Origin of the sequence: Kitasatospora sp. NPDC092948 (assembly GCF_044754805.1) — a bacterium.
In the GTDB taxonomy this organism is placed as follows: Bacteria; Actinomycetota; Actinomycetes; order Streptomycetales; family Streptomycetaceae; genus Kitasatospora.
Genome location: NZ_JBIVPU010000003.1, coordinates 524,418 through 546,415 on the forward strand (window position 1 = coordinate 524,418; position 21,998 = coordinate 546,415).

At 73.3% G+C, this 21,998-nt stretch carries 20 protein-coding genes; 13 read left to right on the plus strand and 7 right to left on the minus strand.

Going from position 1 to position 21,998, the window contains the following annotated elements:
• Positions 1-37 precede the first annotated feature (37 nt).
• Positions 38-979 (plus strand): NAD(+) diphosphatase, encoded by a 942-nt coding sequence (gene nudC / locus ACIQF6_RS11895; RefSeq protein ID WP_400893302.1) that lies wholly within the window; start codon positions 38-40, stop codon positions 977-979.
• A 208-nt stretch (positions 980-1,187) separates the two neighbouring features.
• Complete coding sequence (locus ACIQF6_RS11900) at positions 1,188-1,967, plus strand: GntR family transcriptional regulator (RefSeq protein WP_400893305.1); 780 nt, start codon at positions 1,188-1,190, stop codon at positions 1,965-1,967.
• 57 nt (positions 1,968-2,024) lie between these two features.
• On the opposite strand, the gene ACIQF6_RS11905 is transcribed toward ACIQF6_RS11900, so the two are convergent.
• The gene (locus ACIQF6_RS11905; RefSeq protein ID WP_035865750.1) at positions 2,025-2,276 is read right to left on the minus strand and encodes a mycoredoxin; all 252 of its coding nucleotides are present in this window, start codon (positions 2,274-2,276) and stop codon (positions 2,025-2,027) included.
• A 167-nt stretch (positions 2,277-2,443) separates the two neighbouring features.
• On the opposite strand from ACIQF6_RS11905, the gene ACIQF6_RS11910 reads away from it, so the two are divergent.
• The 5 genes from ACIQF6_RS11910 to ACIQF6_RS11930 all read left to right on the plus strand — a co-directional run bounded on the left by ACIQF6_RS11910 (position 2,444) and on the right by ACIQF6_RS11930 (position 7,657).
• Entirely contained in the window at positions 2,444-4,753 is a 2,310-nt protein-coding gene (locus tag ACIQF6_RS11910) for an ATP-dependent DNA helicase UvrD2 (protein WP_400893308.1), read from the plus strand.
• Between the two features lie 159 nt (positions 4,754-4,912).
• A complete protein-coding gene (locus tag ACIQF6_RS11915) occupies positions 4,913-5,332 on the plus strand; it encodes a hypothetical protein (protein ID WP_400893310.1) in 420 nt (139 codons plus the stop codon).
• 171 nt (positions 5,333-5,503) lie between these two features.
• A complete protein-coding gene (locus tag ACIQF6_RS11920) occupies positions 5,504-5,869 on the plus strand; it encodes a WhiB family transcriptional regulator (protein ID WP_143200328.1) in 366 nt (121 codons plus the stop codon).
• The gene (locus ACIQF6_RS11925) at positions 5,866-6,276 is read left to right on the plus strand and encodes a hypothetical protein (protein ID WP_400893314.1); all 411 of its coding nucleotides are present in this window, start codon (positions 5,866-5,868) and stop codon (positions 6,274-6,276) included. The genes ACIQF6_RS11920 and ACIQF6_RS11925 overlap by 4 nt, the downstream gene beginning before the upstream one ends.
• A 307-nt stretch (positions 6,277-6,583) precedes the next feature.
• Entirely contained in the window at positions 6,584-7,657 is a 1,074-nt protein-coding gene (locus ACIQF6_RS11930; RefSeq protein ID WP_400893317.1) for a phosphotransferase, read from the plus strand.
• A 109-nt stretch (positions 7,658-7,766) separates the two neighbouring features.
• Here ACIQF6_RS11930 and ACIQF6_RS11935 read toward each other — a convergent pair whose 3' ends face one another.
• The 3 genes from ACIQF6_RS11935 to ACIQF6_RS11945 form a co-directional block, all read right to left on the minus strand.
• The gene (locus tag ACIQF6_RS11935) at positions 7,767-8,900 is read right to left on the minus strand and encodes a barstar family protein (RefSeq protein WP_400893319.1); all 1,134 of its coding nucleotides are present in this window, start codon (positions 8,898-8,900) and stop codon (positions 7,767-7,769) included.
• Between the two features lie 56 nt (positions 8,901-8,956).
• Positions 8,957-10,291 carry an ABC1 kinase family protein gene (locus tag ACIQF6_RS11940; RefSeq protein WP_400893322.1) on the minus strand — a complete coding sequence of 445 codons (1,335 nt, stop codon included), beginning with the start codon at positions 10,289-10,291 and terminating at the stop codon, positions 8,957-8,959.
• Positions 10,292-10,607: 316 nt separating this feature from the next.
• Positions 10,608-11,717: a ThiF family adenylyltransferase gene (locus ACIQF6_RS11945; protein WP_400893325.1), complete on the minus strand. Its 1,110-nt coding sequence runs from the start codon at positions 11,715-11,717 to the stop codon at positions 10,608-10,610.
• 230 nt (positions 11,718-11,947) lie between these two features.
• On the opposite strand from ACIQF6_RS11945, the gene ACIQF6_RS11950 reads away from it, so the two are divergent.
• Positions 11,948-12,607, plus strand: coding sequence for a M48 family metallopeptidase (locus ACIQF6_RS11950; protein WP_152645276.1), 660 nt, complete (start codon positions 11,948-11,950; stop codon positions 12,605-12,607).
• Between the two features lie 111 nt (positions 12,608-12,718).
• Here ACIQF6_RS11950 and ACIQF6_RS11955 read toward each other — a convergent pair whose 3' ends face one another.
• Entirely contained in the window at positions 12,719-13,282 is a 564-nt protein-coding gene (locus tag ACIQF6_RS11955; protein ID WP_400893329.1) for an NUDIX hydrolase, read from the minus strand.
• A complete protein-coding gene (locus ACIQF6_RS11960) occupies positions 13,279-14,823 on the minus strand; it encodes a zinc-dependent metalloprotease (RefSeq protein ID WP_400893898.1) in 1,545 nt (514 codons plus the stop codon). The genes ACIQF6_RS11955 and ACIQF6_RS11960 overlap by 4 nt, the downstream gene beginning before the upstream one ends.
• A gap of 205 nt (positions 14,824-15,028) precedes the next feature.
• Here ACIQF6_RS11960 and ACIQF6_RS11965 point away from each other — a divergent pair, with 205 nt between their 5' ends.
• The 4 genes from ACIQF6_RS11965 to ACIQF6_RS11980 all read left to right on the plus strand — a co-directional run bounded on the left by ACIQF6_RS11965 (position 15,029) and on the right by ACIQF6_RS11980 (position 18,195).
• Positions 15,029-16,177, plus strand: coding sequence for an NAD-dependent epimerase/dehydratase family protein (locus ACIQF6_RS11965; protein WP_400893331.1), 1,149 nt, complete (start codon positions 15,029-15,031; stop codon positions 16,175-16,177).
• Positions 16,178-16,265: 88 nt separating this feature from the next.
• Positions 16,266-16,706, plus strand: a complete 441-nt coding sequence (locus ACIQF6_RS11970; RefSeq protein ID WP_400893333.1) for a molybdenum cofactor biosynthesis protein MoaE — start codon at positions 16,266-16,268, stop codon at positions 16,704-16,706.
• Between the two features lie 160 nt (positions 16,707-16,866).
• Positions 16,867-17,046 carry a hypothetical protein gene (locus ACIQF6_RS11975; RefSeq protein ID WP_400893335.1) on the plus strand — a complete coding sequence of 60 codons (180 nt, stop codon included), beginning with the start codon at positions 16,867-16,869 and terminating at the stop codon, positions 17,044-17,046.
• Positions 17,047-17,115: 69 nt separating this feature from the next.
• Entirely contained in the window at positions 17,116-18,195 is a 1,080-nt protein-coding gene (locus ACIQF6_RS11980; RefSeq protein ID WP_400893337.1) for a PDZ domain-containing protein, read from the plus strand.
• A 97-nt stretch (positions 18,196-18,292) separates the two neighbouring features.
• On the opposite strand, the gene ACIQF6_RS11985 is transcribed toward ACIQF6_RS11980, so the two are convergent.
• Positions 18,293-18,853 carry a PPA1309 family protein gene (locus tag ACIQF6_RS11985; protein WP_400893339.1) on the minus strand — a complete coding sequence of 187 codons (561 nt, stop codon included), beginning with the start codon at positions 18,851-18,853 and terminating at the stop codon, positions 18,293-18,295.
• A 172-nt stretch (positions 18,854-19,025) separates the two neighbouring features.
• On the opposite strand from ACIQF6_RS11985, the gene ACIQF6_RS11990 reads away from it, so the two are divergent.
• Positions 19,026-21,959: a UPF0182 family protein gene (locus tag ACIQF6_RS11990; RefSeq protein WP_400893900.1), complete on the plus strand. Its 2,934-nt coding sequence runs from the start codon at positions 19,026-19,028 to the stop codon at positions 21,957-21,959.
• Positions 21,960-21,998 lie beyond the last annotated feature (39 nt).

Genomic DNA, 21,998 nt, shown 5'->3' on the forward strand with positions numbered 1-21,998 from the left:
CGCACCTGCCGCACCTGGCGTACCGAAGCGAACGGGGATGGACGAGTTGAGCAGCGCCCCTGACACCAAGCACCTCGCGCTGGCCCGAGCCGGGGTGGACCGGGCGGCGCACCGCCGACTGGACGAGCCGTGGCTGGCCGCGGCCTGGAGCCACCCCACCACCAAGGTGCTGCCGATCGCCGGCGGCGAGGCGTTCGTGGTGGACACCGGCAGCGGCACCGAACTGGTGCTGCTGCCCTCCTTCGAGGCCCCGGAGAGCGGCGACCGCTACTTCCTGGGCACCGACGACGACGGCGTCCACTACTTCGCACTGGACTGCGAGTCGCTGCCCGGCCGGCTGGACGGCGACGCCCGCCCGGCCGGGCTGCGCGAGGTCGGCAACTCGCTCTCCGACCGGGACTCCGGACTGCTGGTGCACGCCGTCGCCCTGGAGCACTGGCACCGGCTGCACACCTTCTGCTCGCGGTGCGGCCACCGCACCGAGAAGGCCGGCGCCGGCCACCTGCGCCGCTGCACCTCCTGCGCCGCCGAGCACTACCCGCGCACCGACCCGGCGGTGATCATGCTGATCACCGACGGCGAGGACCGCTGCCTGCTGGGCCGTCAGGCGCTCTGGCCGGAGGGCCGCTGGTCCACCCTGGCCGGGTTCGTCGAGCCCGGCGAGTCGATCGAGCAGGCGGTCGGCCGCGAGGTGCTCGAGGAGGCCGGGGTCCGGGTCGCCGAGGTCGAGTACGTGGCCAGCCAGCCCTGGCCGTTCCCGTCCAGCCTGATGCTGGGCTTCCTCGGCCGGGCCCACCCGGACGGCACCGGGATCACCGTGGACGGCGAGGAGCTGTCCGAGGCCCGCTGGTTCAGCCGGGAGGAACTGCGGGCGGGCATGGAGGCCGGCGAGATCCTGCCGCCGTCCGGCATCTCGATCGCCCGCCACCTGGTCGAACTCTGGTACGGCGAACCGCTGCCGGCGGCCGCCCGCTGGTGAGCGGACCGATGCGGGGGCGTGCGGAGCACTTCCGCACGCCCCCGCATCGCCTCCGACCGACCCCCCGGACGGGCCGGGTCCCGCTCCGCCGACCGGAACTGTTCGAATCCGGTGCCGCGGAACCGCCGGGGTCGCCCGAACAGGCCGCCCGACCACTGTTGCCGGGTTCCGCTGAAATGCCACGAATGGCCTCACTACATTCGCTCGCGTGAGGATCCCCCGCGCCGCCGCGAACCCGCCCAAGTACCAGCGCCTCGCCGCCGACCTGCGCCGCCGCATCGACTCCGGCGAATGGGAGGCCGACGGCCGACTCCCCGTCGAGAGCGAACTGGAGGAGCAGTACGACGTCGCCCGCAACACCGTCCGCCTCGCCGTCGACGTCCTGGTCAACGAAGGCCGGGTGGTGCGCGTCCAGGGCAAGGGCACCTACCTGCGCCGGCGGGCCCGGCACGACCACCGGGTCTACACCCGGCAGCACCGCCACGGCGCCCTGCCGACGGGCGACGCCGCGTACGCCGCCGAGGCCCGCGCGGCCGGGTTCGACCTCAGCTTCGAGTACGAGGTGTGGGCCGTCCGGGCCCGCCGCGACATCGCCGACTGGCTCGGACTCCAGCCCGAGGACAGCGTCATGATGCGACGTCAGCTCTGCCGCCTGTCCCGCGAGCCCTACGCCATCGAGGACAGCCACTACCGGCCCGGACTGGCCGCCGGCACCCCGCTGATGGAGGACCTCCCCGCCCCCGGCGGCGACGAACGGACGCTGGCCGACCTCGGCCGCACCGAGACCGCCGCCACCGACCACCTCACCGCCCGGATGCCCGACCCCACCGAGGCCGCCTGGTTCGGGCTCGGCCCCGGCGTGCCGCTGCTGGTCAACACCCGCGTCACCCGCGACCGGCGCGGCCCGATCCGGGTGGTGGAGACCCGCTACGCCGCCGACCGGGCCCGGCTGCTCTACGAACTCGGCGACCGGGCCCCGGCCGACTGAGCCGGCGCGGGGCCCGGTCCGTCCGCGCTGCGGGGCCCGGTCGGGTGAGGCCGCGGATCAGACCAGCGCGGCCTGGACCTGGCGCAGGCTCGGGTTGGTCATCACGCTCTGCTCGCCGGAGGCGCCGACCACCACGACCGTCGGAACCGTCTGGTTGCCGTCGTTCACCGACTCCACGTAGGACGCCGAGGCCGGGTCCTGCTCGATGTTGATCTCGGTGTAGGCGATGCCCTCGCGATCCAGCTGGCTCTTGAGGCGGTTGCAGTAGCCGCACCAGGTCGTGCTGTACATCGTGACGGTGCCGGACATGGTGAGGGACTCCTTCGGTCGACGGACTGGGCGGGCAGCCCACGGATGGAACGCCCGGCGGGCCGCCCCCATTCCGGGACGGACACGACGGGTGACAGTGGGACGATCCGATCATCCGGGCCGGGCTGTGGACAACACCGACCGGACTGTCCGGCGCGCCTGCGAGGATGGAAGGCATGCAGGATGACCTTCCCGGCCTCGGCGGCCCCAGCCGGCAGCACCACGGCTCCGGCGACTTCGCCCCCCTCGGAGCGGACGCCGTGCTGGCCGGACTCGACCCCGAACAGCGTGCCGTGGCCACCGCCCTGCACGGCCCCGTCTGCGTGCTGGCAGGCGCCGGCACCGGCAAGACCCGGGCCATCACCCACCGGATCGCCTACGGCGTGCGCAGCGGCGTCTACCACCCCGCCCAGGTCCTCGCCGTCACCTTCACCGCCCGCGCCGCCGGCGAGATGCGCGGCCGACTGCGCCAGCTCGGCGCCGAGGGCGTCCAGGCCCGCACCTTCCACTCCGCCGCGCTGCGCCAGCTCCAGTACTTCTGGCCGCGCGCCATCGGCGGCGACGTCCCCCGGCTGCTGGAGCGCAAGGTCCAGCTGGTCGCCGAGGCGGCCGGTCGCAGCGGCCTGCGCGTCCAGCGCACCGAACTGCGCGACCTGACCGCCGAGGTCGAGTGGGCCAAGGTCACCCAGGTCGTCCCCGACGACTACCCGGCCGCCGTCGCCAAGTCCGCCCGCGAGGCCCCGCGCGACCCGGCCGAGATCTCCCGGGTCTACGCCGCCTACGAGCAGATCAAGCGCGACCGCGGCCTGATCGACTTCGAGGACGTGCTGCTGCTCACCGCCGCCATCCTGGAGGACCGCCCGGAGATCGCCGCCCAGGTCCGCTCCCAGTACCGGCACTTCACCGTCGACGAGTACCAGGACGTCTCCCCGCTCCAGCAGCGCCTGCTGGAGCAGTGGACGGGCAGCGACGGCGGCGCCAGCCTCTGCGTGGTCGGCGACGCCAGCCAGACCATCTACTCCTTCACCGGCGCCACCCCGGACTACCTGCTGAACTTCCGGCAGCGCCACCCCGAGGCGACGCTGGTCAAGCTGGTGCGCGACTACCGCTCCACCCCGCAGGTGGTGCACCTCGCCAACGGCCTGCTCTCGCAGGCCCGCGGCGAGGCCGCCCGGCACCGGCTGGAGCTGATCTCGCAGCGCGAGGCCGGCCCCGAGCCGGTCTACCGCGAGTACCAGGACGAGCCCACCGAGGCCGAGTCCACCGCCCGGCTGATCCGCGACCTGCTCGGCACCGGCGTGCGGGCCAGCGAGATCGCCGTGCTGTTCCGCACCAACAGCCAGTCCGAGGTGTACGAGCAGGCGCTCGCCGACCTCGGCATCTCCTACCAGCTCAAGGGTGCCGAGCGGTTCTTCGAGCGGCCCGAGGTCCGGGAGGCCGGGGTGCTGCTCAAGGGCGCCGCCCGGGCCGCCGACGACCCGCTCACGGCCGGCGCGCCCGACCTCGCCGCCCAGGTCCGGGCGGTGCTCGCCACCCGCGGCTTCTCCGCCACCGCCCCGGCCGGCTCCGGCGCGGTCCGCGAGCGCTGGGAGTCGCTGAACGCGCTGGTGCGCCTCGCCGAGGAGTTCGAGGCCGCCCGCCGGGCCGTCGGCGAGCGCGCCGACCTCGCGGCGTACGTCGCCGAGCTCGACGCCCGGGCCGCCGCCCAGCACGCCCCCGCCGTCGAGGGCGTCACGCTGGCCTCGCTGCACGCCGCCAAGGGCCTGGAGTGGGACGCGGTGTTCCTGGTCGGCCTGAGCGAGGGCACGCTGCCGATCATCTACGCGAAGACCGACGAGCAGGTCGAGGAGGAGCGCCGCCTGCTGTACGTCGGCGTCACCCGGGCCCGCCGCTTCCTCACCCTCTCCTGGTCGCTGTCCCGCTCGCCGGGCGGCCGGGCCTCCCGCAAGCCCACCCGCTTCCTGGACGGCCTGCGGCCCGGCTCGTCCGGCCCCGGTGCCCGCACCCGCGGCGGGCGCGGCGGCGTCGAGCCCGGCACGGAGCGCTCGGCGGCCCGCCGGGTGCGCGGCCCGGTCAAGTGCCGGGTCTGCGACCGCACCCTGACCGACGCCGTCGAGCGCAAGCTCCGCCGCTGCGAGGGCTGCCCGTCGACCATGGACGAGGCGCTGTTCGAGCGGCTGCGCGAGTGGCGCTCGGCCCGCGCCAAGGAGCAGGGCGCCCCGGCCTACGTGGTGTTCACCGACGCCACCCTGACGGCGATCGCGGAGGACGTGCCGAGCAGCCTCGCGGAGCTCTCCCGGATCTCCGGAGTGGGGGCCATGAAGCTGGACAAGTACGGCTCCGACGTGCTCTTGTTGTGTGCTGGGGAGAGTCCGGAGCTCGTGGGGGAGCCCGACGGGGAGCAGGTGCAGGACTCACCCGGGGACGAGGCCGCCGAGCAGGCCGAGAACTCACCGGAGAACTCGCCGGAAAAATAGTTTGCGCGCCGCATGTAAGGCGCAATAGCCTGCCGGAGCGGTCAAGGGGACGAGACCGCAACGCTCGCAGAGGGCTTGTTTCTGCGTGCGCAGACCATCAACCAGATATCGGAGCCCGGGGGACTGGGCACCGCGAGACGCCGTGAGGAGGCGAGTTCAGTGTCGACGAAGACGATCACCAAAATGACCGACCCGATGTCCACCCTCGCCATGCCCGCGCGCGTCCTCGTGCCGGGTCTGGGTCTCGACGTGGCCGGCGGCAACGCCGGAGTCCTGCTGGTTGCCGAGCACTGCCTTGTCAGTGGTCGTGGCAATGCTGAGGGCACCCGTGTCGAGGCGGGCACGTCCCGTGACTGGTCGATGTTCGTCGACGGCGGCTCGCTGTCCGATGAGCGACCGACCAAGGCACCGAAGGCAGTAGCAGCAGAAGCAGCCCATGGGCGCTATGCGGCCGTCATCGGTGCCGGAGTCAAGCAGGAGCAGCAGCAGATCATTCTGGCCGCGGCCGCCGTTGACGGCGCCGCAGCCGTCCGGAAGCAGGCTTTCCGCGGGCCTGGACCCTGGAGCGAACGACCCTGACGCAACCCGTCAGGGCGGTGCCTCCAGGGCCGCGGAAACCCAGTAACCGGGTTCCGCGGCCCTTCTGTTTTGTCCGGTACGCACGACCCACCCAGGCCCCACGGGGCCTCCGGCCGAACTCCCACAACGAGCCCGGCCGGATCCACCAAGAAGACGAGGAAGACGCCCACAGTGTCCACGGTCATCACACCGCCGCCCCTCCCGTCCGTACCCGACAAGACCGTCAAGGCCGACCAGGCCGACCCCCCGGAGGTAACACTCATGCAGCTCACCGCCATCGACGAGGCTGACTCGCTCGGGCTTCCCATTCCGTGCCGGGCCTTCGACCCGGAGGTCTTCTTCGCGGAGACGCCCGCCGACGTCGAGTACGCCAAGTCGCTGTGTGGCACCTGCCCCGTCAAGGCCGCCTGTCTCACCGGTGCGCTGGAGCGCCGCGAGCCCTGGGGCGTCTGGGGTGGCGAGCTCTTCGTCCAGGGCGTCGTCGTCGCCCGCAAGCGCCCCCGTGGCCGCCCGCGCAAGACCGAGGTCATGGCGTGAACCCCGCAGCCAGGACCAGCTCCGAATCCGCAGCCGTCCGCAGGGGAGAGCAGCCCCCGCTGGACACCGCACTGCGCGACTCGGTACGCCTCGCGGCCGCCAAGGCGGACGCCGAACTCACCCGCCCCTTCCCGACCACGCACCACGAGCAGGACCACCACATGAACCCCGCCGGCATCGATCCGACCGTCCGCTCCGAGCAGACCACCGAACTTCAGATCCAGAACAGGACACTCGAGATGAATCTCCTCCAAGAATCCCTGGCGCGTGCGCATATGCAGGAACGACACCACGAGGCCGAGGAGCAACGCCTCGGCCTGCGGGTGATGCGCGCGACGCGACTGCGTCGCAAGGCCGAGCAGGCCTCCCTGCGCGCCCGCAAGGCCCTTGCCGTCGCCCTGATGTGACGGACGCTCCACCCCCGCCGGCCGGCTCGCGCCCATGCCGGTGACCAACCCCTGAACGCCGATGGCCGACTCCCCGCCGGGGAGCCGGCCATCGGCGCGTTCCGGCCCGGCCGCCGCCGGACCGGGCCTGCACCACCGGCCGGGCGTCGTCTGCCCGCCGGCGCCGCAGCCATGCCCGCCCGGACGGTCGGATGCCGGGGTGCCGGGGTGCCCGGACGCGCGGATGTCTCGGTGGCCGGAGGTGGCCCAACTGCGATGGGTCGTACTGTCGTTCGTTGTTCGAACACGTCATGGAAGGATGTGCCGCATGTGGTCCTCCCTTCCGTTCGGCGAGCGGCTGCGAGCCGAACTCGGCGCGCCGCGCAAGGTTCGCCGCCTGGTCAGCAGTCCGCGCTCCCGGGTCTGGCGGGCCGAACTCTCCGGCACCCCCGTGGTGGTGAAGCAACTGGTCGACTCGCCCGGCGCCGACGACCGCTTCGCCCGGGAGGCGGCCGCACTGTCGCTCGCCTCCCGCCGGGCCGGCCGCACCGGCCGCCCGGTGGTGCCCGCGCTGCTCGGCACCGACCCGGCGGCCCGCATCGTGGTGCTGGAACGCCTGGAGGACCGCACCCCCGGCCCGGGCTGGCAGGTCGACTACGCCACCGCGCTGGCCGGGCTGCACGCGAGCGCCCCCGCCGACCTGGACGACCTCGCCGGGACGGCTCCCGGCACCGCACTGCCCGCCTGGACCGGCCCGACCGGGCGTGACCTCGGCTGCTTCCTGGCGCTGGCCCGCACCCTCGACGTCCCCGCCCCGCCAGGCGTCCGCACCGAGGCCGAGGCGCTGCTCGCCCGGCTGTCCGCCGCCCCCGCCCGGCACTCGCTGCTGCACGGAGACCCCTGCCCCGGCAACGACCTGCACACCGCCGACGGCGTCCGGTTCGTCGACTTCGAGCAGTCCTCGCTCGGCCCGGGCGCGGTCGAACTCGCCTACCTGCGCATCGGCTTCCCCACCTGCTGGTGCTCGACCGCCCCGCCGCCCGCCGTCCTGGACGAGGCCGAGGCGGCCTACCGCACCACCTGGCGCGCCGCCACCGGCACCGAGGGCCCCACCGCCGCCGAGCTCGCCGACGCCTGTGCCGGCTGGCTGCTGCGCGGCGACGCCCTCGTCCCCAAGGCCGACCGCGGCATCGCCGACCAGCTCGCCCGCCTGTCGCACGCGGACTGGACCTGGGGCAACGCGACCGCCCGCCGCCGCCTCCTGCACCGGCTCCAGGCCGTCGCCGCCCTGGCCGACGCGGACACCGCCCTCCCGGTCTTCGGCCGCTTCTGTGCCACCCTCACCACCCGCGTCCGCAGGGCCTGGCCGACGGTGGGCCCGCTGCCCGCCGAGCGCGGCTGACACCCCGCCGGGACCGGCCCCGGGCCCGCCCCGAGCCGGTCTCCGGGCCAGCCCCTGGGCCGTCCCCGGGCCGCCCCCGGAACCGGCCCCGGCGGGGCCTGTGCGGTCGTCAGGCCCGGACCACCCGGACTCGGCGCCCCTCCAGCAGCCGGGCCAGGTCTTCCGGGTAGCTCGGCTCGCCCGCCAGGTCCTCCTCGCTCGCCAACTCCCGCTCCGTCACGGCAAAGTCGTGCCAGACCAGGGTGAACGGCGAGACCGGCCCGAACCCGCCGCCGAGGCAGTCCTTGAGACCGTTCCACTCACGCCCGTAGTAGCCGCCCGGGCCGTTGATCGCCTCGCCCAGGGCGCAGTGCAGGCCGGTCACGTCCTCGACGCCCGCGCCCGCCAGGTGGTACTCGCCGCCGGGGCGGTCGGGGCCCGGGTCGAGCCGGTGCAGCGCCAGCGTCTGCCAGGCCTGCTTGGCGGCGGCGCCCAACCCGCGCCAGCCGCCCGGCTGTTCCGGCGGCCCCGGCTGCCACCGGCGCCAGACCTCGCGGGCGGCCGGGCCGGGCAGCCGGTCGGGGGAGACCGACAGCTGCACGTCCAGCAGGCCGCCGCGGAGCACCGAGGGCGAGGTGCGGTCGATGTGCAGCCCGGTGGAGATCCGGTCCAGCACCCGGCCGTCGTCGTCCAGCGCCCACAGCTCGGTGTACAGGGGCCAGCCCGGGTGTCCGCCGTCCAGCTTCGCCCGCAGCGGCTCGGTGGGCTCGAAGCCGATCAGCCGCACCGGCAGCGGCGCGGACCGGGGGCGCTCCACCAGCAGTCCCGTCACCCGCGCGCACGTGGTCAGCGGCTCGTTACGGCTGTCCGCCAACGCGAAGCGCTCGCACGGGTCCTGCGCGAAGCGGAAGTCCGCCACCTCGCCGACCGCCGTCGCCACCACCAGGTCGACCAGCGCCGGATCGTCGGCGTGCGGCCCGACCACGAGGACCTCGGCGTCCAGCAGCTCCCACCCGTACTCGCGTCCGGCGTCCGACCGCCCCGTGATCGCGGCCGACCCGAGCCACCCCGCCGTGACGCCCGGCGTGCAGCCGCGCAGCACCAGGATCTCGCGCGGTGGCGGCGGCGGGTCGGCGAACAGCCCCTCGACGGCGGCGCACCGGCCGAGCAGCAGGTCCACGTCCGTCCTGTTCCCGGCCTCGTGCTCACCGACGATCAGGAACCGCGCCGGGAACGGCTGTTCCCACCGTGCCCGGTCCGCCACCTGCATCTCCGCGCCTTTCGTCCGTGCGTTCGTACGCTCGTGCGTCCGGCGGGCGGCTACTCGGGTTCGGCGAAGCCGGGGAGCCAGCGGAGGAGCTCCTCGTGCAGACGGACGGTGGCGCCGAGCTGGCAGAGCACGCCGATGGTGGAGAGCGTGACCCGGTGGATCAGCAGGTAGGACGGCGGGAGGTTGAGCTGTTTGCCCAGGTTGTAGGCGGGGGAGCGGGGGTCGGCGATCCGGGCGGCCTGGGTGCGCATCCACTCGCGGCTGAAGGTGAACTGCTCGGCACGGGTGGGTTCGATGATCGGCACCAGGTAGTCGAGCACCGCGTCCGGGTCGAGGGAGATGGTGGGGCGGACGAAGCCCTCCTGCTTGAGCAGGTCGTAGACGGCGCCGGCATCGCCCGCCAGGGCGAGCCGCAGGGAGGTGCCGATCGGGCTGGGCAGGCCGCCGGGGAGGCGGTCGACGGTGCCGAAATCGAGCACGCCGAGCTGCCAACTGGACGCAGACCGGCCGGTCTTGACCAGCCGGAAGTTGCCCGGGTGCGGGTCGGCGTGCAGCAGGCCGGTGCGGGCCGGGCCGGCGAACAGGAAGCGGGCGAGCAGCTGCCCGGCCCGGTCGCGTTCCGTCCGGGTGCCGTCGGAGATGACCTGGGAGAGCGGCTTGCCGTCCAGCCACTCGGTGACCAGCACCCGCCCGGACTGGGCGACCACCCGGGGCACCCGGATGTCGGCGTCGTCGGCGAACTCCTGGGCGTGCAGCTGCTGCGACTCGGCCTCCAGGCGGTAGTCGAGCTCCTCGGTGACTCGCTCGCGCAGCTCGGCGATCAGCGGCTTGATGTCCATCCCCGGGATCAGCGGGCCCAGCATCCTGGCCAGCCGGGCGAGTTGGCCGAGGTCGCTGAGCAGGGCGTCGCCCGCGCCCGGGTACTGGATCTTGACCGCGACGTCCCGGCCGTCCTGCCAGACGGCCCGGTGTACCTGGCCGATGGAGGCGGCGGCGGACGGCTGGTCGGAGAACGAGCGGAAGCTGTCCGCCCAGTCCTCGCCCAGATCGGCCGCCAGCACGGAGTGCACGGTGCGCGTCGGCATCGCCGGGGCGGAGTCCTGGAGCTTGGTCAGCGCGGCCCGGTAGGGGCCCGCCACGTCTTCCGGGAGGGCCGACTCGAAGACCGACATGGCCTGCCCGAACTTCATCGCCCCTCCCTTCAACTTGCCCAAGGTGGCGAAGAGTTGCTCGGCGGTCTGGGCCTGGAGCTCGGCCGCGACCTCCTCCGCCGGGCGCCCGCCGAGCCGCTTGCCCAGGCCCAGCGTGGCGCGACCGGCGAAGCTCAGCGGCAGCGCGGCCAACCGGGCTGTCCGGGAGACGGCCTTGCGCGGCATCTCAGACATCGGCTGCCTCCGTCCGGGCGGGGCCGCCGGTGGCAGCCGCCGTCGTCGCCCGACCGGCCGCCGTCGCACGCCGCGAGGCCGTCGCCGGGCGCGGGTGGGCGACCGGTCGCGCCGTGCCGGTCACTGCCTTGCGCGGTAGATCGCTCACCGGACCTCCAGATCAGCCGGACCGACCGGCGGCCCCGCCGGCGGTGGTGCGCGGACTCCCGGGGGCCGCCCGGGAGCCCGCGCCGGGCCCGCGCGCCCGGCGGCGGTGCACCGGGCAGGGCGTGCGGTGGATCGGCGGGGTCTCGCCGGACGGACCCGAAGGCATGTCCTAGGCCATTGTGCCCGTTTGGCGGGGCGTGCCGGACTGCCACAGGCAACCGCAGTCGGGGTGGCTGCGCAGCCGCAGTCGACGCACCATGCCGTCGGCTGCGGACAGTTCGCACCAGCCGTCCACACTCGGCGGCAGCACCCCGTCCAGGTAGAGCTGGACGTGCAGCGCGGCGAGCCCTGCGACGGAGGCGGCGACCGCGCCGTCGCAGGCCGGGGCGCGGGGCCGGCCGGGGCCCTCGTCGATCAGCTGGGCGAGCAGCCGGGGCCAGGCCTCGTCCTGGTCCCGCCGGGCCAGGGTGGCGCAGCTGCCGCAGGCGGAGGCCCCGGGGACGACCAACGGGCCGACCACGCCGAGGTGTTCGAGCACCCCGGTGTACAGGTGCGGGATGCCGGCGCGCATCAACTCCTGGGCGTCGACGGCCGCGCCGGTGTACGCGGCGGAGCCGTCCCGCGGGGCGAGCACCACCAGGGTGGGCGGTGGGGGAGTGGCGGGCGGGCGGCGGTAGCGCTCGCCGACCGGGGCCCCGGTGGCGCGGTGCACCAACTCGCGGGCGGCGGTGGCGCGCAGCCGCCCGACATCGCTCGGCGGGAAGCCGCCGGGTGCGCAGTCCCGTGCGGCGACCCGGCCGCGGTCGAGCACCGCGACCTCGCCGATGCCGCCGGCGGCCAGCGCGGTGCCGACGGCCGCGCCGACCCGCCCGCCGCCGCGCACCTCGACCCGGGCCCGGGCCCGGCCGTGCAGCACGGCGGCGGCCTCGCCGGGCGCGGGGTGCACCAGGGAGAGCGAGGACAGGTCGGGGCCGAGCAGCTCGCCGCGGGCGGGCGGGTACAGCTCCAGCACCTTGTGCAGGGCGCCGGCGTCGTCCAGCAGCTCGCTCTGGGCGAGCGAGTCGAGCATGCCCTGGCAGTACTCGGCGCTCAGGCCGAGCCGCTGCCCGGCGGCGACCACCGAAGGCCCGTCCCGGGAGCCGTCGATCAACTCCAGGAACAGGGCGAGCCTGCGGTCGACGCCCTCGATCAGCCGGGCGTGCCGACGGACGGTGCCGAACTGCAGGGTCTGCTTCTCCCGCCAGAGCCGGGACAGGGCGGGCTTGATCACGGGGCGCATGTCGGTCCTCCAAGCGTCGGTGTCCGGCGTCCCGGTCGAGGCGTCGGATCAACTGGTGACCGCAGCTTGCCCGCGGGATCCCGAACACGGAAGCGCGTTGTCCACAGGCCCGTGCCGACTATCGGGTCATCGCTGTGCACAGCCTGTGGATAACGCACCCGGGTGGTACCGGGGGCCGCGCCGTCCCGGTGCCGGACTTCTGTCGCGGCGACGGGGTAACGTCCTGTGCCATGGCAGCCGAACGGGACTCCCATCGGTCGGCGTCGCGTCGGCGTGCCCGGGCAGCCTCCGGATCCACGGTCGCGGCGCCCGGTGCGCATGCCAGCACCGAGGCCGAACGGGCCCGCGGCCCCGAGCGGGGCATCGACCGCAGCAAGGTCGAGGTCCGCCGCAGCGCCCGCCGCAGCCGCACCGTCTCCGCCTACCGCGAGGGCGACCGCACCGTGGTGCTGATCCCGGCCCGGATGTCGCACGCCGAGGAGCAGCGCTGGGTGGCGCAGATGCTCGACAAGCTGGCCGCGCAGGAGAAGCGCCGGGTGCTCGGCGACGAGGCCCTGCAGGCCCGGGCCGCCGAACTGTCCCGGCTGTACCTGGGCGGTCGCGCCGAGCCCGAGCAGGTCCGCTGGGTCACCAACCAGAACTCCCGCTGGGGCTCGTGCACCCCCAGCGAGCGCACCATCCGGCTCTCCCACCGCCTGCAGGGGATGCCCGAGTACGTCGTGGACTACGTGCTGTTGCACGAACTCGCCCACCTGCTGGTCCCCGACCACGGCCCCCGGTTCTGGGCGCTGCTGGACGCCTACCCGCGCACCGAGCGGGCCCGCGGCTACCTGGAGGGCGTCGCCTCCGCCGCCCGCCTGCCGCACATTCCCGGCGCCCGGAACACCTGACGGGCCCGGCAGACCCGAGCCCGACTGATCCGAGCCCTCCAGGACCGAACCCCGGAAAGGCCGAACCCCCGCGAGCCCGTCAGGGCCTGCGGGGGTCGAGAGCGGGTGGCGTCAGACCAGCGCCCGGGCCAGGGCCACCAGGTCGCGCACCGAGCGGTCGGTGTCGGCCGGCAGCTCCTCCCAGCCGAACCAGCGCAGGTCCAGCGACTCCTCGCTGATCAGCTCGCGCGCCCCGACCGGGGCGAGGGCGACGTACTGGACGTCCAGGTGGGTGTTCTCCGGCTTGTCCTTGCCCAGGCAGCGCACCTGGTGGCGGTCCAGCTTCACCGGGGCGGTGCGGCCGTCGACCGCCAGCAGCTCCAGTTCGGCGATGCCGGACTCCTCGACGGCCTCGCGCAGCGCCGCCGCGGCCAGCGTCCCGTCGCCGGGCTCGCAGTGGCCGCCCATCTGCAGCCACCTGCCGACCTTGGGGTGCAGCGTCAGCAGCACCCGTCCCGCGGCCGGGTCGACCACCAGCGCGCTGGCGGTGATGTGGCCGGGCAGGCAGGCCCGCCACAGGCCGTCGGGGTGGGCGGCGAGGTGCGCCAGGTAGTCGTGGCGCAGCTCCTGCTGACCGTCCTCGTCGGGCGCCCAGTCGGTCAGCGCGCGGACGGCGTCGGCGTGCAGCGACGTCACTTGGCGTCGCCCTCCCGACCGCCCTCGTCCTCGCCCTTGCCCTTGTCCTCGGCGGAGGAGCCGGACTCGGCGGCGGAGGCGTCGGCGTCGCCCTTGGTCAGGTCGGGCTTCCCGGCGCCGCTGCCGCCGCCGGCGGCCTCGCCGAGCAGCTTGTTCAGCGCGTCGAAGTCGAAGCCGCCCTCGACCTCGGCGCTGGTGTCGCGGTGCACGAAGCCGTCCGGGTCGTCCAGGTCGGCGGCGGTGGGCAGCATGTCGGGGTGGCTCCACAGCGCGTCGCGGCCCTCGACGCCGCGGGCATCGGCGAGCGAGGCCCACAGCCGGGAGGCGTCGCGCAGGCGGCGCGGGCGCAGCTCCAGGCCGACCAGGGTGGCGAAGGTCTGCTCGGCGGGGCCGCCGGTGGCGCGGCGGCGGCGGAGCGTCTCGCGCAGCGCGGCGGCGTGCGGCAGGTGCGGGGTGGCGGCGGCGTGCACCACGGCGTCGACCCAGCCCTCGACCAGGGCGAGCGCGGTCTCCAGCCGGGCCAGCGCGGCCTTCTGCTCGGGGGTGTCCTCGGGCTGCAGCAGGCCGCCGGCCAGCGCGTCCTGCAGGGCCTCCGGGTTGGCGGGGTCGAGCTGGCCGACCAGCTCCTCCATCCGCGAGGTGTCGACCTTGATGCCGCGGGCGTACGCCTCGACGGCGCCGAACAGGTGCGCCCGCAGCCACGGCACGTGGGCGAACAGCCGCTGGTGGGCGGCCTCGCGCAGGGCCAGGTAGAGCCGGACCTCCTCGGCGGGCACGTTCAGCCCGTCGCCGAACTCGGCGATGTTCTGCGGCAGCAGCGCGGCCTTCCCGGCGGGCGCGAGCGGCAGGCCGACGTCGGTGGAGCCGAGCACCTCGGCGGCCAGCGCGCCGAGCGCCTGCCCGATCTGGGTGCCGAACATGGCGCCGCCCATGGAGCGCATCATGCCCATCAGCGGCCCGGCCACGGCCTGCATCTCCTCGGGCAGCACGCCGCCCATGGCGTTGCCGACCCGCTCGGCGACCGGGTCGACCAGGTCCTTCCACACTGGCAGGGTGGCTTCGATCCACTCGGCGCGGCTCCACGCCACGGCCGTGGAGGAGGTGGACGGGAATTCGGTCGCGGAGTCCAGCCACAGGTCGGCCAGCCGGACCGACTCGACGACGGCGGTGCGCTCGGCGGCGCCCACCGAGCGGTCCTTGCTCTTCCCCTCGGGCTGCTCGGCGACCACGGTCTGCCGGGCGATGTTCTTGGCCAGCTCCCAGTTCACCGGGCCGCCCTCGAACGAGAGCATCTGCCCGAGCTGCTGGAACGCGGCGCCCAGGTCGTTGGGGTTGAAGCCGCCCATCATCGCGGCGAACGGATTGTCGCCACCCGCCCCGCCGGCGCCGCCCATGCCGAACAGCGCCCCGAAGGGGTTTCCGGTGCCGAAGCCGAACGACTGCGGGGTCGAGTCGCCCTGCTCGCCGTCCTTCTTGCCCTTGTTCTTGCCGTCCTCGGGCTCCTCGGGGGGAACGCCGAATCCGAAGGGGAGGTCGCTCACGGGGTCCTCGATCTGGTCGGCCGTCACGCGGGTGGTGTGGCGGGAAATTCTGCCGCCCGGAGGCTCCGGGCCGTTTCAATAGTCTCGCGGCCAATGGTCTCGCGGCCGACCGCGCCGGGTGCACCGCTGGGGCCGAGCCTCGGGCAGGATGGACAGTGCGTGACACTCGTACCTACGCACTTAAGCTAACCGTGGAGGATGGCCGGTGAGTTCCCCGCCTGCGGACGTTCGCTCTGGGCTGACCGAGGGCGAGGACGCGCCGACCGACGCCGGTCTGCCGTCTCCAGCCTACGGCGGCAAACCGCTCACTGTGGCCGTCACCGGCGCGGCGGGCGTGCTCGGCGAGCGCGTGGCCGAGCGCCTGGTGGCGTCCCCGCACGTCCGCCGGGTGCTGGCGGTGGACGACCGCCGCGGCGAGGTCCCCGGCGTGCACTGGCGGGTACTGGACGTCCGCGATCCGGCGGTGGCCGAACGGCTGGCCGGCGTGGACGTGGTGGTGCACCTGGCGATGGACCTCGGCATGGAGTCCGACCCGCGCACCCGCAGCGCCTACAACGTGCGCGGCGCGCAGACCGTGCTGACCGCCGCCGCGGCCGCCGGCGTGCACCGGGTGGTGCTGTGCACCTCCGCGATGGTCTACGGGGCGCTGCCCGACAACGAGGTCCCGCTCGCCGAGGACTCCGAGCTGCGGGCCACCGAGGAGGCCTCGCTGGTCGGCGACCTGCTGGAGATCGAGCGCCTGGCCCGCCGCGCCCCGCGCGCCCACCCAGGGCTGCAGATCACCGTGCTGCGCCCGGCCGTGGTGGTGGGCCCGGGCATCGACACCGTGCTGACCCGCCACTTCGAGGCCCCGCGCCTGCTGGTGGTGGCCGGCTCCCGTCCGTGCTGGCAGTTCTGTCATCTGGACGACCTGGCCTCGGCGCTGGAGTACGCGGCGCTCGGCCTGGTCGAGGGCGAGGTGACGGTCGGCTGCGACGGCTGGCTGGAGCAGGAGGACGTGGAGGAGCTGTCCGGGATCCGCCGGATGGAACTGCCCGCCTCGCTGGCCCTGGGCACCGCCGCCCGGCTGCACCGCCTCGGCCTGACCCCGGCCCCGGCCGGTGACCTCGCCTACACGATGTATCCGTGGGTGGTGTCCGGCAGCCGGCTGCACGAGGCGGGCTGGCGGCCCGCGCATACCAACGAGGAGGTGCTGGCCGAGCTGCTCGCCCAGGTGTCCGGCAAGCACGCGGTGGCCGGCCGCCGGCTGGGCGGCAAGGAGGCCGCCACCAGCCTGGGCGCGGCCGGTGCCACGGTGGCGCTGATCGGCACGGCGGCGCTGGTCCGCCGGGCCCGCAAGCACCGCCGGATCTGACGCGCGCCCTTCCGCACCGCGGGACGATGGTTCCGCGGTGCGAAAAGTCTGCGCCGACGCCCCGCCCGGGTGCGCAATGATGGGGGCCATGTCCGAGAACCACGACCCGATCCGGCTGCTGGACGTCCGCGAGACGCCGCTCTCCCTGGACGAGGTGCACGCGGCGGTCGGCGACGACGCGGCGGGCGGCACCACGCTGTTCGTCGGCACGGTGCGCGACCACGACGGCGGGAAGGCGGTCACGGCGCTGGAGTACAGCGCCCATCCGACCGCCGTGCGGGAGCTGCGCCGGATCGCGGAGAAGATCTGCGCGGACTTCCCGGTCCGGGCGCTGGCGGCGGTGCACCGCACCGGCCGGCTGGAGATCGGGGACGTCGCGGTGATCGTCGCGGTCTCCTGTCCGCACCGCGGCGAGGCGTTCGCGGCCTCGCGGCGGCTGATCGACGACCTCAAGCACGAGGTGCCGATCTGGAAACACCAGGTTTTCGCCGACGGCGAGGAGGAATGGGTCGGCGCGGGCGCCTGCTGACCGCCCGTGTCCGCTCCGTGCCCCGCTCGTTCCCCGTTCGGGGGTACGCCGGAACGGCGGAAACGCCACGCCGTCCCGTAACTCGGACACCGCACGCGCCGTTCCCCCGGTAGGCGGCTAATCTGCTGATACGCATGACGAGCCTGTGGGGAGTTCGAAGATGGCTGCGCTTGCCTGGTTGATCATTCCTGTGGTGGCCGGACTGCTGGCAACGGTGTGGGCGGGATGGGCGGCACGACCGCCTCGCTCCATCACCGACCCGTCCTCGCTCGCCGAACACGAACGCTTCCGTGCCGCGATGGAACGCAGCACCGGGAACGGGCGCAGCGGCGGCAAGTAGGCGGCCGACGGTACGGGAGGGCCGCACCGGCGGCTACATTGCGCCCCGCACTTCCCGTACTGTCGTGCCATGCCACGCCGATCGGCGACCATGCTCGCCGCCACCCTGCTGCTGATAGGCCTGCTCTGTGCCTCGGTCCTGATGAAGGTGCCGTTCACCGAGATGAGCCCGGGGCCGACGTACAACACCCTCGGCGTGCAGGACAAGACCGGCACCCCGGTGATCACCATCTCCGGGCGTGACACCTACCCGACCAGTGGTCACCTCAACATGACCACGGTCCAGGTCACCGGGGCGAACTACCAGCCCAGCCTGATCTCGGCGATCGTCGGCTGGATGCGGGGCGACGTCCTGGTGGTGCCGCACGACAACGTGTACCCGAAGGGCCAGACCGACCAGGAGGCCCAGCAGCAGAACGCGGAGGAGTTCGCCTCCTCCGAGGACAGCGCGAAGACCGCCGCGCTGAAGCAGCTGGACATCCCGGTCACCACGCAGATCATCGTCTCCTCGGTGACCTCCGGCGGCCCCTCCGAGGGCAAGCTGCACGCCGGTGACCAGATCGTCGCGGTGGACGGGGTGCCGATCACCAGCCGCACCCAGGTCGCCGAGCAGGTGACGAAGCACAAGCCCGGCGAGACCACCGTGTTCACCGTGGTCCCGCACGCCAAGGCCGGCGCGACGGCGAACCCGGCGGACCAGGAGCAGATCTCCATCGCCACCGGCAAGGCGCCGGACGAGGACCGGGCGATCGTCGGCATCACGCCCGGCGTCGACCACGTCTACCCGTTCAAGATCGACATCGGCCTGCAGGACGTCGGCGGCCCGAGCGCCGGCCTGATGTTCGCGCTCGGCATCGTCGACAAGCTGACCCCGACCGACCTCACCGGCGGCAAGTTCGTGGCGGGCACCGGCACCATCGACGACGACGGCACGGTCGGACCGATCGGCGGCATCCAGATGAAGCTGATCGCCGCCCGTGACAAGGGCGCCGAGTACTTCTTCACGCCCGCGGACAACTGCTCCGAGGCGACCCGGGGGACTCCGTCGGGGCTGACGCTGGTCAAGGTCGACAACCTGGCGGGCGCGGTGAAGGCGCTGGACTCCATCCGGAGCGGGGACAAGGCGGCGCTGCCCAGCTGCAACAAGTAACGGCTGCGGCGACAAGCAGCGGCTGCTGCGACAAGGTCGCGACGAGGGGCAGGTCGGTGCCCTCGTCGCGACCTTGTCGGCGTTCTGCCCGCCGCTGCTACTGGAACGTGGAGAGCAGCGCCTGGGTGAGGTTGGGGACCAGGTCGGGGCCGGTGAGGACCTCGCGGGGGCTGTCCTTCTCGCGCAGGCGCAGGGCGATCTCGCGGGCGCCGTCACGCAGGACGGCGGCGGTGATCCGGACCTCCTGGCGCTGCGGGTGGGTCGCCACCCAGTCGTTGATCTCCTGCTCGGTGGCGTTCTTCGGGCGGGAGGACTCGGCGCCGGGCGGGAGCATCAGGCGCTCGACGACCAGGGCGCAGCCGACCACGCCGTCGGGCCAGGCGATGGTGCCGAGGAAGCGGTCGAGTTCGGTGCCCGGGGGGATCTCCTCCTGTTCGACCGGGGTGAGGCCGGTCGGGTTCTCGTCCAGGCCGAGCTGCGTGGCCAGCCGCGGGTTGGCCTTGCGCATCTGGGCGTTGTCGACCAGGGCGAACAGGCGGGCCGGGTTGTCCCAGCCGAGCGTGGCGGCGTGCTCGTCGATCTCCAGCGCGGCCCGGGTGAGGGGAGTGGCGGCCGGCAGGCCGGAGGCGGCGTTGGTCAGGTCAGGGGAGTCGGACATGGGGTCATCCTCACATGTCCGGGGGGGCCGTCTCCAACTCCGACGCAGTGTCCGGGAACTCCGGTAAAGACTGTTTAAGTTGCACTGGAGTCCGGTGTCTTCGCCCGTCCACGGCTCGACACCGTCATCCCCAACGACGAACAACAGCTGAGGTGGCGTCTTGACCTTCCAGATGCCGGATCGTTCCGGTCCGGGTTTCCGAGCGAGAGTCGGGCCGCCCCCGCGCCGGACGAAGGTGTTGCTGCTGACGGCCGGCGTGCTGGCGGTGCTGTTCCTGCTGTTCGTCATGTTCGCCGGGCTGTGGACCGACTGGCTGTGGTTCCGGTCGGTGAAGTACGGCTCCGTGTTCAGCTCGCAACTGGCCGTGAAGGTCGGCCTGTTCGCGGTGTTCGGGCTGCTGATGGCGCTGGTCGTCGGGTTCAACCTGTGGCTGGCGTACCGGCTGCGGCCGCCGCTGGCGGCGATGTCGGTGGAGCAGCAGAGCCTGGACCGCTACCGGATGGGCGTGGCGCCGTTCCGCAAGTGGCTGCTGATCGGCCTGTCGGTGCTGGTCGGCCTGGCGGCCGGCGCGGCCGCGGGCGCGCAGTGGCGGACCTGGATGCTGTGGGTCAACGGCACGCCGTTCGGGCAGCAGGACAGCCAGTTCCACCTGGACGTCTCGTTCTACGCGTTCGACCTGCCCTGGTACGAGTTCCTGCTGGGCTTCGCGTTCAGCGCGGTGATCGTGTCGCTGCTGGCGGCGGCCGTCGTGCACTACCTGTACGGCGGGCTGCGGCTGCAGGGCCCGGGCCGTCGGGCGAGCGCCGGTGCACAGGGTCATCTGGCCGTGCTGCTGGGCGTGTTCGTGCTGCTGAAGGCGGCGGCGTACTGGCTGGACCGGTACGCGCTCGCGGTGAAGAGCGAGTCGTACAAGGGCGTCGACGGCTGGACGGGTCTGCGGTACGTGGACGCGAACGCGTTCCTGCCGGCCAAGACGATCCTGTTCTTCGTGGCGATCATCTGCGCGCTGCTGTTCTTCCTGACGCCGGTGCGGCGGACCTGGGCGCCGGCGCTGATCGGCTTCGGGCTGATGGCGCTGTCGGCGGTGCTGGTCGGCGGGCTGTACCCGGCGATCGTGCAGCAGTTCCAGGTCAAGCCGAACGAGCAGGCCAAGGAGACGGCGTACATCCAGAAGAACATCGACGCGACCCGGCAGGCCTACGGCATCGCCGACGTCAAGGTCGACCAGTACTCGCCGACCGACACGCCGGACCCGGACAAGATGAAGGCGGACGCGCAGACGGTGGCCGACATCCGGCTGCTGGACCCGAACGTGGTGGCGCCGACCTTCCAGCAGAACCAGGCGCTGCGCCAGTACTACGCGTTCCCGAAGACCCTGGACGTGGACCGCTACGGCGACCAGGACACCGTGCTGGGCGTCCGCGAGCTGGACCTGACGGGCGTTCAGCAGCGCAACTTCATCAACGACCACTTCAAGTACACCCACGGGTACGGCGTGGTCGCCGCCAAGGGCAACCAGGTGGACGCCAACGGCAACCCGGTCTACACCCAGCAGTCGCTGCCGACCACCGGCCTGCTCGGCGACTACGAGGAGCGGGTGTACTACGGCGAGAAGTCCACCACGTACTCGATCGTCGGCCCCGGCATGGACGAGATCGACTACACCCGCGACTCCGACCCGGACCGGATGTACCAGTACACCGGCGGCAGCGGCGTCTCGCTGGACAACCCGCTGACCCGGGCCGCGTACGCGGTGAAGTTCGCCGAGCCGCAGATCCTCTACTCGGGGGCGATCAAGGACGGCGCGAAGATCCTCTACGACCGCACCCCGAAGGAGCGGGTGGAGAAGGTCGCGCCGTGGCTGTCGATCGACGCCGACCCGTACCCGGTGGTGCAGAACGGCCGGCTGGTGTGGGTGCTGGACGGCTACACCACCTCCGACGGCTACCCGTTCTCGTCCAAGACGGTGCTCGGTGACGCCACCAAGGACTCGCTGACCGACCAGCGCGGCCGCACCCTGAGCGCCGTCAACGAGGTCAACTACATCCGCAACTCGGTGAAGGCCACGGTCGACGCGTACACCGGCGAGGTGACGCTCTACCAGTGGGACGAGGCCGACCCGGTGCTGAAGACCTGGATGAAGGCGTTCCCGGGCACGGTCCAGCCGAAGTCGGACATCCCGGACACGCTGCTGCCGCACCTGCGCTACCCGCAGGACATGTTCAAGGTGCAGCGCGACCTGCTCGGGATGTACCACATGACGGACGCCACGGCGTTCTTCAACGGCACCGACATCTGGGAGGTGCCGGTCGACCCGACCGTCAACGCCGACGAGGTGCAGCCGCCGTACTACCTGACGGTGCGGATGCCGGACGCGAAGAAGGCCAACTTCTCGCTGACCACCTCGTTCGTTCCCTCGGGCCGCAAGAACCTGGCCGCGTTCATGACCGCGGACGCCGATCCGGGCGAGGACTACGGCAAGCTGCGGATCCTGCGGATGGTGTCCGAGTCGGGTGCGCTCGGCCCGGCGCTGACCCAGGCGAAGTTCAACTCCGACACCGAGGTCGCCCGCCAGCTGACGCTGCTGCGCAGCGGCAGTGACTCGGACCTGGTGTACGGCAACCTGCTGACCCTGCCGGTCGGCGGCGGCATCCTCAACGTGGAGCCGGTGTACCTGGTGGCGCGCGGAGCGAAGGTGCCGGTGCTGAAGAAGGTGCTGGCGGTGTACGGCGACCGCAACGTGGCGCTGGAGGACACCCTGGACAAGGCGCTGGCAAAGGTGCTCGGGCCGGAGGCCGGCGGGTCCAGCACCCCGACCGGCCCCGCCGACCCGGGCGGCAACGCCACGCCGCCCGCCCCGACCACGCCCGTGCCGGGCGAGAACCCGGCGCTGGACAAGGCGCTGGCGGACGCCCAGAAGGCGTTCACCGACGGCCAGGCCGCGCTGAAGAACGGCGACTGGGCGGCGTACGGGCAGGCCCAGCAGGCGCTGCAGAAGGCGCTGGACGCCGCGATGGCGGCCGAGTCGAAGGGCGGCACGGGCAGCGCCCCGCCGGCCGCGTCGGACCGGCCGTCGGCATCGCCGTCCGCGTCGCCCACCGGCTGACCTGGGCAGAACCGATTTGATGTTCCACCCCGTGACCGT

Excerpts from the sequence above, each read along its gene's own strand:
- ACIQF6_RS11905 (WP_035865750.1), bottom strand. The coding sequence starts at position 2,276 with ATGTCCGGCACCGTCACGATGTACAGCACGACCTGGTGCGGCTACTGC.
- ACIQF6_RS11945 (WP_400893325.1), bottom strand. The coding sequence starts at position 11,717 with ATGCGCCCCGTGATCAAGCCCGCCCTGTCCCGGCTCTGGCGGGAGAAG.
- ACIQF6_RS11940 (WP_400893322.1), bottom strand. The coding sequence starts at position 10,291 with ATGTCTGAGATGCCGCGCAAGGCCGTCTCCCGGACAGCCCGGTTGGCC.
- ACIQF6_RS11985 (WP_400893339.1), bottom strand. The coding sequence starts at position 18,853 with ATGTCCGACTCCCCTGACCTGACCAACGCCGCCTCCGGCCTGCCGGCC.
- ACIQF6_RS11975 (WP_400893335.1), top strand. The coding sequence starts at position 16,867 with ATGGCTGCGCTTGCCTGGTTGATCATTCCTGTGGTGGCCGGACTGCTG.
- ACIQF6_RS11910 (WP_400893308.1), top strand. The coding sequence starts at position 2,444 with ATGGAAGGCATGCAGGATGACCTTCCCGGCCTCGGCGGCCCCAGCCGG.
- ACIQF6_RS11980 (WP_400893337.1), top strand. The coding sequence starts at position 17,116 with ATGCCACGCCGATCGGCGACCATGCTCGCCGCCACCCTGCTGCTGATA.
- nudC (WP_400893302.1), top strand. The coding sequence starts at position 38 with ATGGACGAGTTGAGCAGCGCCCCTGACACCAAGCACCTCGCGCTGGCC.
- ACIQF6_RS11930 (WP_400893317.1), top strand. The coding sequence starts at position 6,584 with ATGTGGTCCTCCCTTCCGTTCGGCGAGCGGCTGCGAGCCGAACTCGGC.
- ACIQF6_RS11970 (WP_400893333.1), top strand. The coding sequence starts at position 16,266 with ATGTCCGAGAACCACGACCCGATCCGGCTGCTGGACGTCCGCGAGACG.
- ACIQF6_RS11990 (WP_400893900.1), top strand. The coding sequence starts at position 19,026 with ATGCCGGATCGTTCCGGTCCGGGTTTCCGAGCGAGAGTCGGGCCGCCC.
- ACIQF6_RS11950 (WP_152645276.1), top strand. The coding sequence starts at position 11,948 with ATGGCAGCCGAACGGGACTCCCATCGGTCGGCGTCGCGTCGGCGTGCC.